This is a genomic window from Oceanicaulis sp., from assembly GCF_965249665.1.
In the GTDB taxonomy this organism is placed as follows: domain Bacteria; phylum Pseudomonadota; class Alphaproteobacteria; order Caulobacterales; family Maricaulaceae; genus Oceanicaulis.
On sequence record NZ_OZ252247.1, the window covers coordinates 2,577,255 to 2,590,473 of the forward strand.

At 59.3% G+C, this 13,219-nt stretch carries 15 protein-coding genes and 1 tRNA gene; 4 read left to right on the plus strand and 12 right to left on the minus strand.

What is annotated here, in order from left to right; translation table 11 throughout:
* Positions 1-40 precede the first annotated feature (40 nt).
* The 3 genes from ACP154_RS12390 to rplM all read right to left on the minus strand — a co-directional run bounded on the left by ACP154_RS12390 (position 41) and on the right by rplM (position 1,974).
* On the minus strand, positions 41-871 hold the full coding sequence (locus ACP154_RS12390; RefSeq protein WP_421858737.1) for a TauD/TfdA dioxygenase family protein: 831 nt from the start codon (positions 869-871) through the stop codon (positions 41-43).
* A 129-nt stretch (positions 872-1,000) separates the two neighbouring features.
* The gene (gene rpsI, locus ACP154_RS12395; RefSeq protein WP_421858734.1) at positions 1,001-1,504 is read right to left on the minus strand and encodes a 30S ribosomal protein S9; all 504 of its coding nucleotides are present in this window, start codon (positions 1,502-1,504) and stop codon (positions 1,001-1,003) included.
* Positions 1,505-1,509: 5 nt separating this feature from the next.
* A complete protein-coding gene (gene rplM, locus ACP154_RS12400) occupies positions 1,510-1,974 on the minus strand; it encodes a 50S ribosomal protein L13 (protein ID WP_107713244.1) in 465 nt (154 codons plus the stop codon).
* A 261-nt stretch (positions 1,975-2,235) separates the two neighbouring features.
* Here rplM and ACP154_RS12405 point away from each other — a divergent pair, with 261 nt between their 5' ends.
* Entirely contained in the window at positions 2,236-3,261 is a 1,026-nt protein-coding gene (locus tag ACP154_RS12405; protein ID WP_421858731.1) for a hypothetical protein, read from the plus strand.
* Here ACP154_RS12405 and ACP154_RS12410 read toward each other — a convergent pair.
* A complete protein-coding gene (locus ACP154_RS12410; RefSeq protein ID WP_421858728.1) occupies positions 3,258-4,334 on the minus strand; it encodes a COX15/CtaA family protein in 1,077 nt (358 codons plus the stop codon). The two genes, ACP154_RS12405 and ACP154_RS12410, sit on opposite strands and share 4 nt — an antisense overlap.
* 164 nt (positions 4,335-4,498) lie before the next feature.
* Here ACP154_RS12410 and ACP154_RS12415 point away from each other — a divergent pair, with 164 nt between their 5' ends.
* Positions 4,499-5,680 (plus strand): acyl-CoA dehydrogenase family protein, encoded by a 1,182-nt coding sequence (locus ACP154_RS12415; RefSeq protein ID WP_421861454.1) that lies wholly within the window; start codon positions 4,499-4,501, stop codon positions 5,678-5,680.
* A 30-nt stretch (positions 5,681-5,710) separates the two neighbouring features.
* Positions 5,711-6,835, plus strand: a complete 1,125-nt coding sequence (locus ACP154_RS12420; protein ID WP_421858725.1) for an acyl-CoA dehydrogenase family protein — start codon at positions 5,711-5,713, stop codon at positions 6,833-6,835.
* 56 nt (positions 6,836-6,891) lie between these two features.
* Here the strand turns inward: ACP154_RS12420 and ACP154_RS12425 are convergent, their stop codons facing one another.
* The 8 genes from ACP154_RS12425 to ACP154_RS12460 form a co-directional block, all read right to left on the minus strand.
* Positions 6,892-7,428: a MarR family transcriptional regulator gene (locus ACP154_RS12425; protein WP_133723310.1), complete on the minus strand. Its 537-nt coding sequence runs from the start codon at positions 7,426-7,428 to the stop codon at positions 6,892-6,894.
* Between the two features lie 141 nt (positions 7,429-7,569).
* A complete protein-coding gene (locus ACP154_RS12430) occupies positions 7,570-8,667 on the minus strand; it encodes a serine hydrolase domain-containing protein (protein ID WP_421858722.1) in 1,098 nt (365 codons plus the stop codon).
* A gap of 153 nt (positions 8,668-8,820) precedes the next feature.
* Positions 8,821-8,898, minus strand: a tRNA-Pro gene (locus ACP154_RS12435).
* Between the two features lie 126 nt (positions 8,899-9,024).
* Positions 9,025-9,516, minus strand: a complete 492-nt coding sequence (locus tag ACP154_RS12440) for a MerR family transcriptional regulator (protein ID WP_421858719.1) — start codon at positions 9,514-9,516, stop codon at positions 9,025-9,027.
* Between the two features lie 8 nt (positions 9,517-9,524).
* Positions 9,525-9,827, minus strand: a complete 303-nt coding sequence (locus ACP154_RS12445; RefSeq protein ID WP_022702219.1) for an integration host factor subunit alpha — start codon at positions 9,825-9,827, stop codon at positions 9,525-9,527.
* A gap of 90 nt (positions 9,828-9,917) precedes the next feature.
* Complete coding sequence (locus ACP154_RS12450; protein WP_107713252.1) at positions 9,918-10,886, minus strand: beta-ketoacyl-ACP synthase III; 969 nt, start codon at positions 10,884-10,886, stop codon at positions 9,918-9,920.
* Positions 10,883-11,941: a phosphate acyltransferase PlsX gene (plsX, locus tag ACP154_RS12455; RefSeq protein ID WP_133723316.1), complete on the minus strand. Its 1,059-nt coding sequence runs from the start codon at positions 11,939-11,941 to the stop codon at positions 10,883-10,885. Before plsX ends, ACP154_RS12450 begins: the two co-directional genes overlap by 4 nt.
* A 99-nt stretch (positions 11,942-12,040) precedes the next feature.
* Positions 12,041-12,574 carry a ubiquinol-cytochrome C chaperone family protein gene (locus ACP154_RS12460; protein WP_421858715.1) on the minus strand — a complete coding sequence of 178 codons (534 nt, stop codon included), beginning with the start codon at positions 12,572-12,574 and terminating at the stop codon, positions 12,041-12,043.
* 127 nt (positions 12,575-12,701) lie between these two features.
* On the opposite strand from ACP154_RS12460, the gene ACP154_RS12465 reads away from it, so the two are divergent.
* On the plus strand, positions 12,702-13,199 hold the full coding sequence (locus ACP154_RS12465) for an outer membrane protein assembly factor BamE (protein WP_421858713.1): 498 nt from the start codon (positions 12,702-12,704) through the stop codon (positions 13,197-13,199).
* Positions 13,200-13,219 lie beyond the last annotated feature (20 nt).

The window sequence follows — 13,219 nt, forward strand, 5'->3', positions numbered from 1 at the left end:
CGTGGGCGGCATGTAAGCCCACGCCGACGCCACACCCCCTCTAATACAGCGTGATGCGGTGCAATTCCCGGCGATAGCCTTCATAGCCGCCAGTCGCTTTGTGGACGACACTACGGTTGTCCCACATCACGAGCATGTCCGTTTCCCATTTCTGGGCGTACACGAATTCAGGCCGAGATTGCCATTCATTGAGCTCCAGGATCAGGTCAAGCGCGGTCTTGTCGTCCACGCCTTCAAATCCGATCAGATAGCCGATCCCGCTCAGAAAACCGCGCCGTCCTGTTTCGGGATGAAGGGGTGCGAGCGGGTGTGTGTAACGAATGTGGGCGGCCTCTTCGGATGGACGAATGTCCATGGCCCCGTTTTTCGTCACATCGCCATACGCGCCTTGCAGCGAATAGCCCATGACCGGGGAATGGATCGCCTTGAGGTCCGAAAACCGGGCGCGCATTTCATCAGGCATGGCGTCAAACGACAGATGCTGGTTAGAAAACAGCGTATCGCCGCCCATGGGCGGAATATCGAGACTATAGAGCACCGTGCCCTTGGGCGGATGCGCGAGAAAGCTCCAGTCTGAATGCCAGTGCTCGGCGAAAATCGGGTTTGTGTCCGTGGCTTCGCGTTTGACGGCGGCGATATGGGTTCGGCCCGGAATCGGGTTGAAATACGGGTCTTCACCAAAGCGGCCAAACTGAAGGGAAAAGGCCTCAAGCTGATCATCGATGAGCTTCTGGTCCGGAAAAGCGAGCACGTGATGCTCCAGCCAGGCTGCATTGATCTCGGCGATCTCGCTGTCTGACAATGACCTGGACAAGTCCACGCCGCGCACATGTGCACCACAGGGCCCGCCGCTGGGCGTCACCTCGATCATGATCGTCTCCTCCGGTTTTTTGTTTTGGGTAATGAGAGCATGAGCGTTGCGATCATGAAAGCGCAGCACAAACGAAAAAGGGCGACCCAAACGAGCCGCCCTTCCCCAAAAGTCGATTTGAAAACCGTCTTAGCGCTTCGAGAACTGGAAGCTACGACGGGCTTTCTTACGGCCGTACTTCTTACGCTCAACCACACGGGAGTCGCGGGTGAGGAAGCCGCCTGCCTTGAGCACGCCGCGCAGGGCGGGCTCGTAATAGGTCAGTGCACGGGAGATGCCGTGGCGGACCGCGCCAGCTTGACCGGACAGACCGCCGCCTTTGACCGTGCAGTACACGTCAAATGCATCAACGCGTTCAGCCGCTTCAAAGGGCTGTGCGATCATCATGCGCAGAACCGGACGTGCGAAATACACTTCCTGATCGCGGCCATTGACGATGATCTTTCCAGAGCCTGGCTTGATCCAGACGCGCGCCGTGGCGTCTTTACGACGACCGGTTGCATAAGAGCGACCGAATTCGTCGATTTTCGGTTCGGCGAGCACTTGCTCTTCCGGAGCTTCCGGAACGATTTCGGAACCTGCATCCTGCAAAGCAGACTTCAGGTCTTCCAGGGAACGAGCTTCATCAGCCATGTTCATTAGCCCCGCGCGTTCTTGGTGTTCATGGATTTGAAGTCGATGACTTCAGGATTTTGCGCTTCATGCGGATGCTCCGCGCCAGCGTAAACGCGCAGTTTGGTGAACTGCCCGCGCGCCAGGGAGCTATCCTTGGGAAGCATGCGCTTGACGGCCATCTCCACCACGCGCTCAGGGAAACGGCCTTCCAGCACTTTGCGCGGAGAGGTTTCCTTGATGCCGCCCGGGTGACCGGTGTGGCGATAGTAACGCTTGTCTTGGAATTTGCGGCCCGTGAACACCACCTTGTCAGCGTTGATAACGACCACATGGTCGCCCGTATCAACGTGCGGGGTGTAATCAGGACGGTGTTTGCCGCGGAGACGCGTGGCGATGTACGCTGCGAGGCGGCCGACAACGGCGCCTTCTGCGTCAATCACAACCCACTTTTTTTCAACGTCCGCGGGCTTGGCGGTAAAGGTCTTCATCGCTCTGCCTTGGTGTGCGTTCGCCATGACAGGGCCCATCCCCGTCATGAAGGTGAGCGGCTTCTACGCGTCGCAAACAGTCACGTCAACACCTGTTGTGAAGTTGACTGTTTTTCAGTTACTTAAGAATAAGGTACTCAGTTACCGTAATGTCAGGCGGTGTTGTCGGACTATAGGCTGCACGCGTCATGTGACGGCGTGATGGATTGAATATAGTGTGCGCTGACACACTTTTTCGCCTGTTCACCGCAGAGGCCGATCATGACCGCACGTCGCTCCCGCCTACTCCTTACCGCAGCCCTGTCCGGCGGACTGTTCTGGATGGCAGGTTGTGAAGCGCCGGAAACGACCGAAGACAGCGCTGCTTCGTCCCAAGAAACGCGCAGCGCCGTCGTTACAGGCGCATTTGACTCTGCTGGCCGTGCTGAATCGCTTTTATTCCTTCCTAATACGGAAGCGCCATGGACAGGATTGTTGGCGGCGTCCCTGTCAGGAGGCGGTTTTGACATCTTCAATGTAGACGGCCAGGTGCTGATCAGCGCCGGCGGCCCGCAATTGCGCGGTCTGGCGGGCGTGCCGGATTTCGCCCTGCGCGGCGAGACCTTCCCAATGCTATTTGGCGTTGATGATCTGGGCGTGCTGCGCAGCTTCGTCGTGGTTCGCGAGACCCGTGAAGTGATCGAATTGCCGCTAGAGTCGGAGGCAAGCCTGTCCAGCGCTGCAGGCGTCTGTCTCTATGATCAGGGCATTGGATATGTCGAGCTGGCGCTATTGGGTGAAGACTCGTCAGCCCAGCTCGTCCGCATTCGCGATGCGGGCGGCGATGGCCTGACCCTTGAGCCTCGCAATGCTCGCGCCTTGCCCTTCCCGGCTCGCTCTTGCGCGGCGGCGAATGACGATCTTCTGGTGGCCGGACCAACCGCAGGGCTTTCGCGCGTTTCACCCAGCGGAGAGCAATCCGCATTTGCCGCCGGTCTGTCCGTGGCGGACGTGGCCTATACCGAACTACTTGGACGACCTGTCGCGCTGGTCGCCTCGTCCCAGACCGGTCTTGTGTCTGTTTATGATGCACGCACGCTCGATCTGATCACAGACGTGCAGTTTGAAGATGGTCTCAGTGCGCCAGCCTTTGTTCGGCCGACCGCGCTCGCGGTCACCGAAGACAATTATGGCGGCATGGCGTTTTCGAGCGGAATCCTGGCGACCTATGACGCAGCCGATTCACGGATCAAACTGGTAGCCCGCGAAGTCCTGTCGCGCACGGTGGTGAGCTCAGACGACGCCTAGCGGGTCGTTTCAGGCTCAACCGGAATAGCGCCCCGCGCCGCCGTCCAGGCCAGACCGCCACTGGCCAAGAACAGGATGATTGCGCCCGCCTGGTGCATCAGTGACAGCGAAAGCGGCGCCACATAGATCAGAGTGACAATGCCCAGAACCACCTGAACGATCAGGGCCGCTGCGACGAACCAGCCCATGCGCTTGAGCTCAGGCGCCGGGCTTTTGATCACTGTCCAGCAGAGCCATAATCCGCCTGCCAACAGCAGATAGGCGAACCAGCGATGCTGGAATTGCACCGCCGGGCGGCTTTCAAAGATCGCCTGCCAGAACGGCATGCCGCTGAGATAATCGTCAGGGATCAATTGGCCCTGAAAACCCGGCCATGTATTGAAAATCCGGCCTGCATCCAGTCCTGCCACGAAGGCGCCGAGTGCAATCTGCACCAGCACGGCCGCCCAGAAAATCCAGGCCCATCTGAACAGCCGGGACCGGGTCAGCGCGAGCGCCTGTCCATATCGCAGCTCGAGCGCCGTCCAGAGCGTAAGCCCCAGAATGATGAAGGCCATGCTCAGATGCGTTGCTAGCCGGTACTGGCTGACATCCAATCGGTCCACGAGCCCTGAGGACACCATCCACCATCCGATCGCACCCTGAAGGCCGCCCAGGCCAAACAGCACCCACAAACGCACCAACAGGCGACGGGGCGCCTGACGAGTGGCGAGAAAGAAGACGAAGGGGACGAAATAAACGAGACCCAGCGTCCGCCCCAACTGGCGATGCCCCCATTCCCACCAATAAATGAACTGGAACTCGGCCATGCTCATGCCGCGGTTCTGTTCCTGGTATTCAGGGATCTGGCGGTATTTTTCGAGCTCGGCTTCCCACCCTGCTTCGGTCAGCGGCGGCAGCGCGCCGGTGATGGGTTGCCATTCAGTGATCGAGAGCCCTGAATCTGTCAGACGGGTCGCCCCGCCGACCACGATCATCGAGCACACAAACAAGCCCACGACCACCAGCCACCAGAACATGCCGCGATGCGTATCAGCGGCGGTGAAGGGCTTGGGCAAGGCATGCGAAGTCATGTCAGATCCTGATAGAACCGGTCGTCTTTGATAGCTACATATCTGACAGACGGCCGGGGGCAAGGCGCCCGTGCGGCGAATGGTCAGTGCATGAGGCCTTCGATCAGGACTGGCCAGAAACTGCTTAGCGCCTTACCTTTCTGACAAACGCAAGGGAGGAGCGCATCATGTCGCTTGAGAATTTCCGTAAGGAAACAAAAGATTGGCTCCAGGCCAACTGTCCTGAGAGCATGCGTCAGCCGATCCGGTCCGAAGCTGATATCTGCTGGGGTGGCCGCAATTGGACCTTCGCCAGCGAAGATCAGAAACTCTGGCTTGAGCGCATGGCCGAGCGCGGCTGGACCGTCCCGACCTGGCCGACAGAATATGGCGGTGGCGGTCTGAGCAAGGACGAAGCCTTCGTGCTTAAAGAGGAAATGAAGGCGATCAATGCGCGCTCGCCCCTCGACAGCTTCGGCATCTGGATGCTTGGCCCGGCGCTTCTGAAATATGGCACGCACGAGCAAAAACTGAAATTCCTGCCGCCGATCGCTCGTGGCGAAATCCGTTGGTGTCAGGGATATTCAGAGCCGGGCGCGGGCTCCGACCTCGTCTCCCTGCGCACCAAGGGCGTGCTCGACGGCGACCAGTACACCGTAAACGGTCAGAAAGTCTGGACGTCTTACGCGGACCAGTCTGACTGGATTTTCGCATTGGTTCGCACCGAAGCGGATGCGCCCAAATATAATGGCATCTCTTTCTTGCTCATCGACATGGACCAGCCGGGCGTCACCACCAAGCCCATCAAGCTGATCTCGGGCAAATCGCCGTTTTGCGAAACCTTCTTTGATGACGCCAAGGCCAAAGTGGAAAACCGCGTTGGCAATGCCGGTCAGGGCTGGGAAATCGCGAAATACCTACTCAGCCACGAACGTGCCGGCATTGTGTCTGAAGCCGCTTTTGGCGGATTGAACCCGGTCAGCGCAGCGCATCAGTCCGGTGAAGTAGACTCTGACGGCAAGATGTCGGACCCGATCCTGCGCGGTGATGTGGCGCGCCTGACCATTGATGGTCTGGCGTTCGAAGCCACTATGCGACGGGTCAAGGAAGAGGCCGATCACGGCGAAGGCGTCGGCGCACGCGCATCCTTGCTCAAATATATGGGCACGGAGCTCAACAAGCGCCGCAATGAGCTGAACATGTCGGCTCTGGGCTCTGATGGACTGCTGTGGGAGGGTGAAAAAGAGAGCGATGGCGATCCGGCGCGCTCCTGGCTGCGCTCACGCGCCAACTCCATTGAGGGCGGCACAAGCGAGATCAACCTCAACATCGTCGCCAAGCGCGTGTTGAACCTGCCGGGCGCTTAAGCCGCGTATTTCAGAGTAAGGAATTAATCGATGAGCTTTGTTCTCAACGAAGACGAACAGATGCTGCGTGATTCTGCGCGCGCTTTCTTGAGCGAATCCTCGCCCGTGACCGCTCTGCGCGCCCTGCGGGACGAGAAGAGCCCGACCGGTTTTTCAGCCGATCTGTGGTCGTCTTTTGCGGAAATGGGATGGAGCGGCGTTTTGGTCAGCGAAGACCATGGCGGCGTGGATATGGGTTATGCGGCGGCGGGCCTTGTGCTTGAAGAAATGGGCCGCACCCTCGCCTCATCACCCTTCCTGTCCACGTCGGTTCTGGCGGCCACAGCCTTTAACCTGGCCGGAACGGACGCGCAAAAATCAAACTGGCTTCCGAAAATCGCTGCGGGTGAAACCGTTATTGCAGTGGCGCTGGACGAGCGGGCGCGACATAACCCTGACCACATCCAGACCCGCGCGAAGAAAGACGGCAACGGCTTTGTTCTGTCAGGGAAAAAGCGTTTCGTGAATGAAGGCGCCGGCGCGGATATGCTGATCGTCGTCGCCCGCACGGATGACGACCAAATTGGTCTATTCCTCGTGGATCCCAAAGCGAACGGCGTGACGCGCACCGACCGCCGTACGGTGGACAGCCATGTGCCCGCCGATTTCGAGTTTGAAGATGTGAAACTGGATGGCGACGCCTATTTGTCCAGCGCTGAAGACGCGGATGCGGCCTATCGCCGTCTTCTGGACGCCGGCCGGGCGTGTCAGGCAGCAGAATCCCTGGGCGTCGCCGAACAGGCGTTTGACGACACCATCGCCTATATCTCAGAACGCGAGCAGTTCGGCGTGCCGATCTCAAGCTTTCAAGGCTTGCAGCATCGCGCCGCCCATCTTCTGGGCGAGCTGGAACTGGCCCGTTCTCTGGTGCGCCGCGCGCTCACCACGCTCGACACCCAGCCCAGCCAGGCGCCGCTCTGGTGTGTGGCGGCGAAAGCCAAGGCGACCCAAGTCTCCCGGCTCGCCGCCGCCGAAGGCATCCAGATGCATGGCGGGGTCGGCATGACCGACGAGTATGATATCGGTCTGTACTACAAGCGCGCGCAGGCGGCGGGCGAGTTTATGGGCGATGACGCCTTTAACGCAGGCGAAGTGGCGCGAATGAGCGGCTACTAGGTCGCCGCTTGTCTCCAGATCAAGGCGGGGCCGTTCTGCGGCTCCGCCTTTTTTGTTCATGAGGGATCGGTCTCGTTCGTCGGATCGGTTTGCGCCTGGGCGGCGTCAGCCCCCAGTTCATAAAGCTGCTTCATTTCGCCAGCCAGCAAGATCGGTGACGCGTCAATATCCTCGGCGTCCATCAGCTCCGCCACCCGCTGGACGGACGCAATCAGCATGTGCTGCTCCCAGCTGGGAAGCTCCCGAAAGGCGCGCAGAAATCCAGCCTGCAAAAGCTCAGGCGCACTGTCGGCTTTCTCAAGCCCGGCCGATGTCAGCCCCACCATCACGACCCGGCGGTCGTTCTCGCTACGGCGCCGGACGACATATCCGTGGTTTTCAAGACGATCCAGGATGGATGTGATGGTCGCCTGGCTCAACGACACGGCTCGCGCAATCGCGCTCGGGGCCAGTTCGCCATCCTTGCGCAAGGCCTGGATCACTACGAGCTGCGGCGCTGTCAGACCTGAGCTTTTCACAAGCCGTTTGGAGTGAATGTCAATCGCGCGCGTAATCCGGCGCAAGGCGATCAGGATTTCATCATAATCAGTCATCGAACCCCATCATGAGCATAAGCGGATACGAGAGCATCCGTTTGGCTTATCATGAGTTTGTTCGGAAAGGGAAATCGGACGGATTAATCCGCAAATCCCTCCTAACTTTACAGACGCGCCAGACGGCTCAACTTTTTTGCGTCAGTTATCATCGCGCAACTGCGCAATAATCGCGTTTGAAGCGCCATTCAGGTCCGCCTGGGCGGTCGAAGTGACAGAAGGGGTCACCATGAAAATGCCCAATCCCGCTTCGGGATAAATGGAAATCCAAGCGGAAGTCCCGAACGTGCCGCCGCCATGATAAAGCTGACCGACAGTATCGAGATTGAAGGTGTTCCAAATGAAGGCGCGCCCAAGTCCGTCAGGCTCGCCTACCAGCAATGTGACGACGTCCCGCGCCAGCGGCTCCCCACTGGTCAAATAATAGCGCATATATCGGCTCATATCCGGAGCCGTGGACTTCAACCCGCCCGCCGCATTGAAATACATTGATGCGTCCGGCGCAGGCTCGCCATTGGATTGCCGCCCGACTTGCCAGCGAGTGTGCTGTTCTGGAGTGAGCGCGCTATAGGTTTGCGTCTGGCCAGTGCGGGGAAAAACCCGTTCGGTCAGGAGCTCATCGTACGATGTCTCGTAGACACGCTCTAGTATCACGCCAAGTAGACGCACAGCTGCATTGGAATATCGGTATTGCTCACCAGGGACTGAGAGAAGCTCCATGGACTGCAAGCGATTCATTAGGTCTGTCTGGTCATGGTCCAGAAAACAGACGAGCAGCGCGTCGGGGGGCAGATCAGAGGCGTCGCACGCGAGATCCTGAGGCATGCCGGAGACATGGGTCGCAAGATGTCGGATCGTGGCGTGCTCGCCGTTTTTCGAGAACACCCCTGGATCCAGTTCCGGCATATACAGCGCCACAGGATCATCCAGAGCGAGCAGCCCATCAGAGACAGCCAGCGCCAATAACAGGCCGGTATGTGTCTTGGTCAAAGAGCCAATATCATACAGCGTCTCATCATCAGGAGCCGCACCATCGGACAGCTGTCCGAAGTGATAGGTCGAAATTTCTCCCTGCTCAACAATCGCCACGGATACAGCACCAAATCCGTTCTGCGCCATCATGGCCTCGACTTCTTGGCGGACGATCTCGGCCTGATTTTCAGATTGCGCTTCTGTCAGAGAGGCGGCGCTCAGCATCACTGTGAGCGCAAGCGCTATGGCCTGCGGTAGACATCGCATCCGTCTCTCCCTCTGCTCATCCTTTTGAACCCCGCTCAAACAAGCAGACTTTCATACGCGGATACCAGAAGACAGCGCACTGATCTTCTCACAGTATCGTCATATGTTTCATGAGTTTGCAGAGGACAAATCAGAAGTCGTGAAGAAGGGAAATGGTCGGAACGGCGAGATTTGAACTCGCGACCCCTGGTCCCCCAGACCAGTGCGCTAACCGGGCTGCGCCACGTTCCGACTTTTCAGTCTCCGAACAAGTCCCGGCGTTCGGAGAGGAGAGACGTATAAGGGCCAAAAAGCGGACAGGCAACCATTCTGCGCGGTGTGTCGCAGACCTGTTGCAGCCTTGTGCGGGCGGAATGCTCAGGCCGTCTTCTCAAGCACTTCAGTGAGCCGCGCCCTCGCTTTTTCCAGACGGGACAGCGCGCTGCGCGCCAAGTCGATCTGGCTACCGGATAATCTCGGTGCTTGCTGCGGTGCGTCACTGGGGTGAGTCACAGGCGCACTGTCAGCCTGGACGGGGGCTTGAGGCTCCACCGGCGCGGCCTTGATCTCCTGAGCAGGGTCCGGGCTGGGCGTGCTTGGCTCAGCCAGGGCCGCGACAGACGCAACGCCATGTTCGCGCAGATATTTCTGTGCGCCCTTGATGGTGTATCCGTCATCGTAAAGCAGCCGACGCAAGCCTTTGAGGAGCTGCACGTCCTGGCGGCGATACATGCGACGGCCGCCGGCGCGTTTCACCGGTTTGAGCTGGGCGAACTTGCTTTCCCAAAATCGCAAGACGTGAGGGGGCAGTCCCGCCTCCTCCCCGGCTTCGGAAATGGTCCGGTAAGCGTCTGGCGCTTTATCGCTCATGGCGTGTCCTATTTGGACAGGGCGGCGTCGACCCGGTCCTTGAGCACCTGGGAGGGTTTGAACACCAGAACCCGGCGCGGCTCGATCGGCACTTCTTCGCCGGTTTTCGGATTACGTCCAACGCGTCCGGTTTTATCGCGCAACAGGAATGACCCGAAAGACGACAGCTTGACCGATTCCCCGCCCACAAGTTTGTCAGAGATCATGTCGAGGACGGCTTCCACCAACTCCGCGCTTTCATGTCGGGACAGGCCGACTTCGCGATGGACGGCATCTGACAGATCTGCGCGCGTGACAGTCTTCGAACCCATGTTGGCCCCCATTTAATGTCTGCGATGAAGACGTTACGTCGCAAACCGCTTACTGGTCAACGTTAACCATAGGTCGCACAATCAACGCGCTTAATAACGCACTAACGCGGCGCCCCAGGTGAAACCTCCGCCGAGCGCTTCCATCAATACTGTATCACCGCGTTTGATGCGGCCATCCTTGACCGCGGCGTCAAAGGCGAGCGGGATGGAGGCGGCGGAGGTGTTGCCGTGTTCAGCGACAGTGGAGACCACCTGCTCTACTGAAATCCCTAGCTTTTTCGCAACGCCCAACAGAATGCGCTGATTGGCTTGATGCGGCACGACCCAGTCGATATCTGCGATGTCAACGCCCGTCTGGGCGCATAGCGTGGTCATGGCGTCAGAGATTTTCGTCACGGCGTGACGGAACACCTGATTGCCCTGCATGCGCAAATGGCCCACCGTTTTTGTCGCGGAGGGGCCGCCATCGACGTAAAGCAGGTCGCAATACTCGCCATCCGAGCGCAAATGGGTTTTCAAAACACCCTTGTACTCTTCCGGCTCACCGTCCTCCGCTGTCAGGACCATCGCGCCAGCGCCGTCCCCGAACAGGACGCAGGTAGTGCGGTCCGTCCAGTCGAGAATGCGTGAGAACGTCTCCGCTCCGATCACCAGGGCGCATTTCGCCTGTCCGGTGCGGATGAAGGTGTCCGCTGTGGCTAGGGCGTAGAGAAAGCCAGAACAGACAGCGTGAACGTCAAAGGCGAAGCCGTTCTTCACGCCGAGTTTGTGCTGAATGATGGTGGCGGTGGCGGGAAAGGTCAGATCGGGCGTGGCCGTGGCCACAACGATCAGATCTACATCCTCCAATGCCAGTCCGGCATGTTCGACAGCCTTGCGAGCAGCGGCTTCGCCGAGGTCAGAGGTCCGCTCGCCATCACCAGCGATATGACGCTTGTTGATGCCTGTGCGCTCGCGAATCCACTCGTCGCTGGTTTCGACAATCGCCTCCATGCCCTTATTGGTCAGGACTTTCTCAGGCAGGTAGGAACCGATCCCGGCGATGCGTGAATAGGTCAAGCGCTTTCCCCCTCGGACACGCTATCTGCTTGCAAGGCAGACAGTCTTTCAAGATTGCGTTCGATCTCGGACAGAAAGCGGCTATCGGCCATTTCCAGCGCAATGCGTAAGGAGGTGGCGAAGCCGAGCGCGTCCGTGCCGCCATGGCTTTTCACCACGACGCCGTTGAGCCCGAGAAACACGCCGCCATTGACGTTGCGCGGATCCATCTTGGCGCGCAGCTGACCAAGCGCGCCGAGACTCAACAGCCCTGTCGCGATTTTGGCGATGATTGAACTGGTCAGCGCTTCGCGCAGCCAGCCGCCCACAAGCCGCGCCGTGCCCTCAGCTGTCTTCAGCGCCACATTGCCGGTAAAGCCATCGGTGACGACCACATTGGTGGTGCCGGCGGAAATATCATCGCCTTCGATGAAGCCGCGGTAATCAAGGTCAAGCTCGGCTTGGCGGATCAACGCATCCGCATCCCGGATCGTCTGATCGCCTTTAAGCTCTTCCTGGCCGACATTAAGCAAGCCCACCGTCGGAGCCTTCTCGCCATGCACGGCGCGATGAAAGGCTTCGCCCAGAACGGCGAATTCGACGAGTTGCGACGGCGAACAATCCACATTCGCACCCACATCCAGGACAGTGGAGAAGCCTGTCGGCGCTGGCCAGCTAGCGGCGATCGCGGGGCGATGAACGCCCTTTTTCATGCGCAGGATGACCTTTGAGATCGCCATCAGTGCGCCGGTATTGCCCGCCGAGATCGCGACCTGGGCCTCGCCGTCTTTCACGGACAGAACGGCGTTCCACATAGATGAGCCGCGCGCCCGGCGCACGGCTTCAGACGGCTTGGCGGACATATCCACTTCGGTGTCTGAATGGCGTATGTCGCACACTTCAGCCAAGCCTTCATGTCGGTCGAGCAAAGGCGCAATTTGCGCTTTGTCGCCATGAAGAATGAAACGCACCGCACGTTTGCGGCCTTTGAGAAAATGCGCGACGCCGTCAACGACGATTTCCGGCGCGTCATCGCCGCCCATGGCGTCAATGGAAAGGACCAGCGCTGAGCTCATAGACAATCCGTCTTAAAACAATTTATGCGCCGACAGGCAGCCGACGGCGGGCGAACCTTAGCGATTGACCCTCTCTTTGCAAGCGACGCAAGCCGCAGCTCAAGCCTCAGCAAACCGCGGCGCCTCGCCGGCCATCAGCGCTTCGATCGGTTGCGCATAAAGTGTTTTGACGCTCTTGAGGGCATAGTCCGCAAGGCGTGCGCAAACATCGGGATTGGGCTCGCCTTCTTCCAGCATGTTGCGTTCAAAGGCCAAGGAGAGCGCCGCCAGATCCCCTTCAGCAAGCGGTGTTTCATAGGCTTTGGCACGGCCATAGAACGCTTCGCCCATCTCCTTGATCTTCTTGCCGACGCTGAGATCTCCGGTGCCCATTTCGCGTAAAGCCGCGTCCATGTCGTCAAACATGACGTCAAAGATGCGCTGTGCGAGATCACGGCCGATATCGCCGCCTTCACGCAGGCGGCGCATCACCAGAACAGCGTGCAGAACGATCATGTCATAGCGACCGTCCACGCTGTCCTCCACGCCGTCAGGCCCGTAAAACGCGGGACGACGCGCCGAGCGCACGAGGGAATCATAAAGGCTGCGAGCGATCTGCTTGCCGCGATCTTTCCTGAACAAACGACTGAACATGTATTAACAGGCTCCCCTCACTGAGCGCTTGCGGCTATGGTTCCATCCGGTTACGTCAAGCAGATAGTCCTGCGCAAGCTGACTGACCACCGACGTTGACGTCTCGAACGCTATCAATGGAGCCTCCATGCGCCTCAGCCGAGTGATCCTCGCCACCACTGTCGCTCTCAGCGCGGCCGTGGTTACGGCCTGTAACCCGACCCTGCGCAGCCATGGTTTCCGCTATCCTGATGGCGAAGTCCCCGAGCTGACCGTAGGCGTGGACAGCCAGTCCACCGTGCTCGCCACGCTGGGCAATCCGTCCACTCGCGGCACGTTCGAGCAAGACACCTGGTATTACATTTCGGCGACGCGCGAGTATCTCGCCTATCTGCGCCCAGACACCCGTGAACGCCGCATCATCGCCGTGCGCTTTGACGAAGACGGCACGGTAAGCGCCGTGGATGAGTTCGGCATGGAGGACGGCCGCGTGGTGGCCTTTGTGGATCGTGAAACCCCGACCCGCGGTCGTGAGCTGACCATTCTCGAACAGCTGCTCGGGAATGTGGGGCGTCTACCGAGCGAACAGTTTGGCGGCGAGCAGAACCTGCCCGGCGGCGCCGGCGGCCCGCGTCCGGGCGGCTAGACGCTCTCATCTTGGAATAT

Bases quoted from the DNA above. Each gene is read 5' to 3' on its own strand.
- ACP154_RS12390 (WP_421858737.1), bottom strand. From the start codon at position 871: ATGATCGAGGTGACGCCCAGCGGCGGGCCCTGTGGTGCACATGTGCGC.
- rpsI (WP_421858734.1), bottom strand. From the start codon at position 1,504: ATGGCTGATGAAGCTCGTTCCCTGGAAGACCTGAAGTCTGCTTTGCAG.
- rplM (WP_107713244.1), bottom strand. From the start codon at position 1,974: ATGAAGACCTTTACCGCCAAGCCCGCGGACGTTGAAAAAAAGTGGGTT.
- ACP154_RS12405 (WP_421858731.1), top strand. From the start codon at position 2,236: ATGACCGCACGTCGCTCCCGCCTACTCCTTACCGCAGCCCTGTCCGGC.
- ACP154_RS12410 (WP_421858728.1), bottom strand. From the start codon at position 4,334: ATGACTTCGCATGCCTTGCCCAAGCCCTTCACCGCCGCTGATACGCAT.
- ACP154_RS12420 (WP_421858725.1), top strand. From the start codon at position 5,711: ATGAGCTTTGTTCTCAACGAAGACGAACAGATGCTGCGTGATTCTGCG.
- ACP154_RS12425 (WP_133723310.1), bottom strand. From the start codon at position 7,428: ATGACTGATTATGATGAAATCCTGATCGCCTTGCGCCGGATTACGCGC.
- ACP154_RS12430 (WP_421858722.1), bottom strand. From the start codon at position 8,667: ATGCGATGTCTACCGCAGGCCATAGCGCTTGCGCTCACAGTGATGCTG.
- ACP154_RS12440 (WP_421858719.1), bottom strand. From the start codon at position 9,516: ATGAGCGATAAAGCGCCAGACGCTTACCGGACCATTTCCGAAGCCGGG.
- ACP154_RS12445 (WP_022702219.1), bottom strand. From the start codon at position 9,827: ATGGGTTCGAAGACTGTCACGCGCGCAGATCTGTCAGATGCCGTCCAT.
- plsX (WP_133723316.1), bottom strand. From the start codon at position 11,941: ATGAGCTCAGCGCTGGTCCTTTCCATTGACGCCATGGGCGGCGATGAC.
- ACP154_RS12460 (WP_421858715.1), bottom strand. From the start codon at position 12,574: ATGTTCAGTCGTTTGTTCAGGAAAGATCGCGGCAAGCAGATCGCTCGC.
- ACP154_RS12465 (WP_421858713.1), top strand. From the start codon at position 12,702: ATGCGCCTCAGCCGAGTGATCCTCGCCACCACTGTCGCTCTCAGCGCG.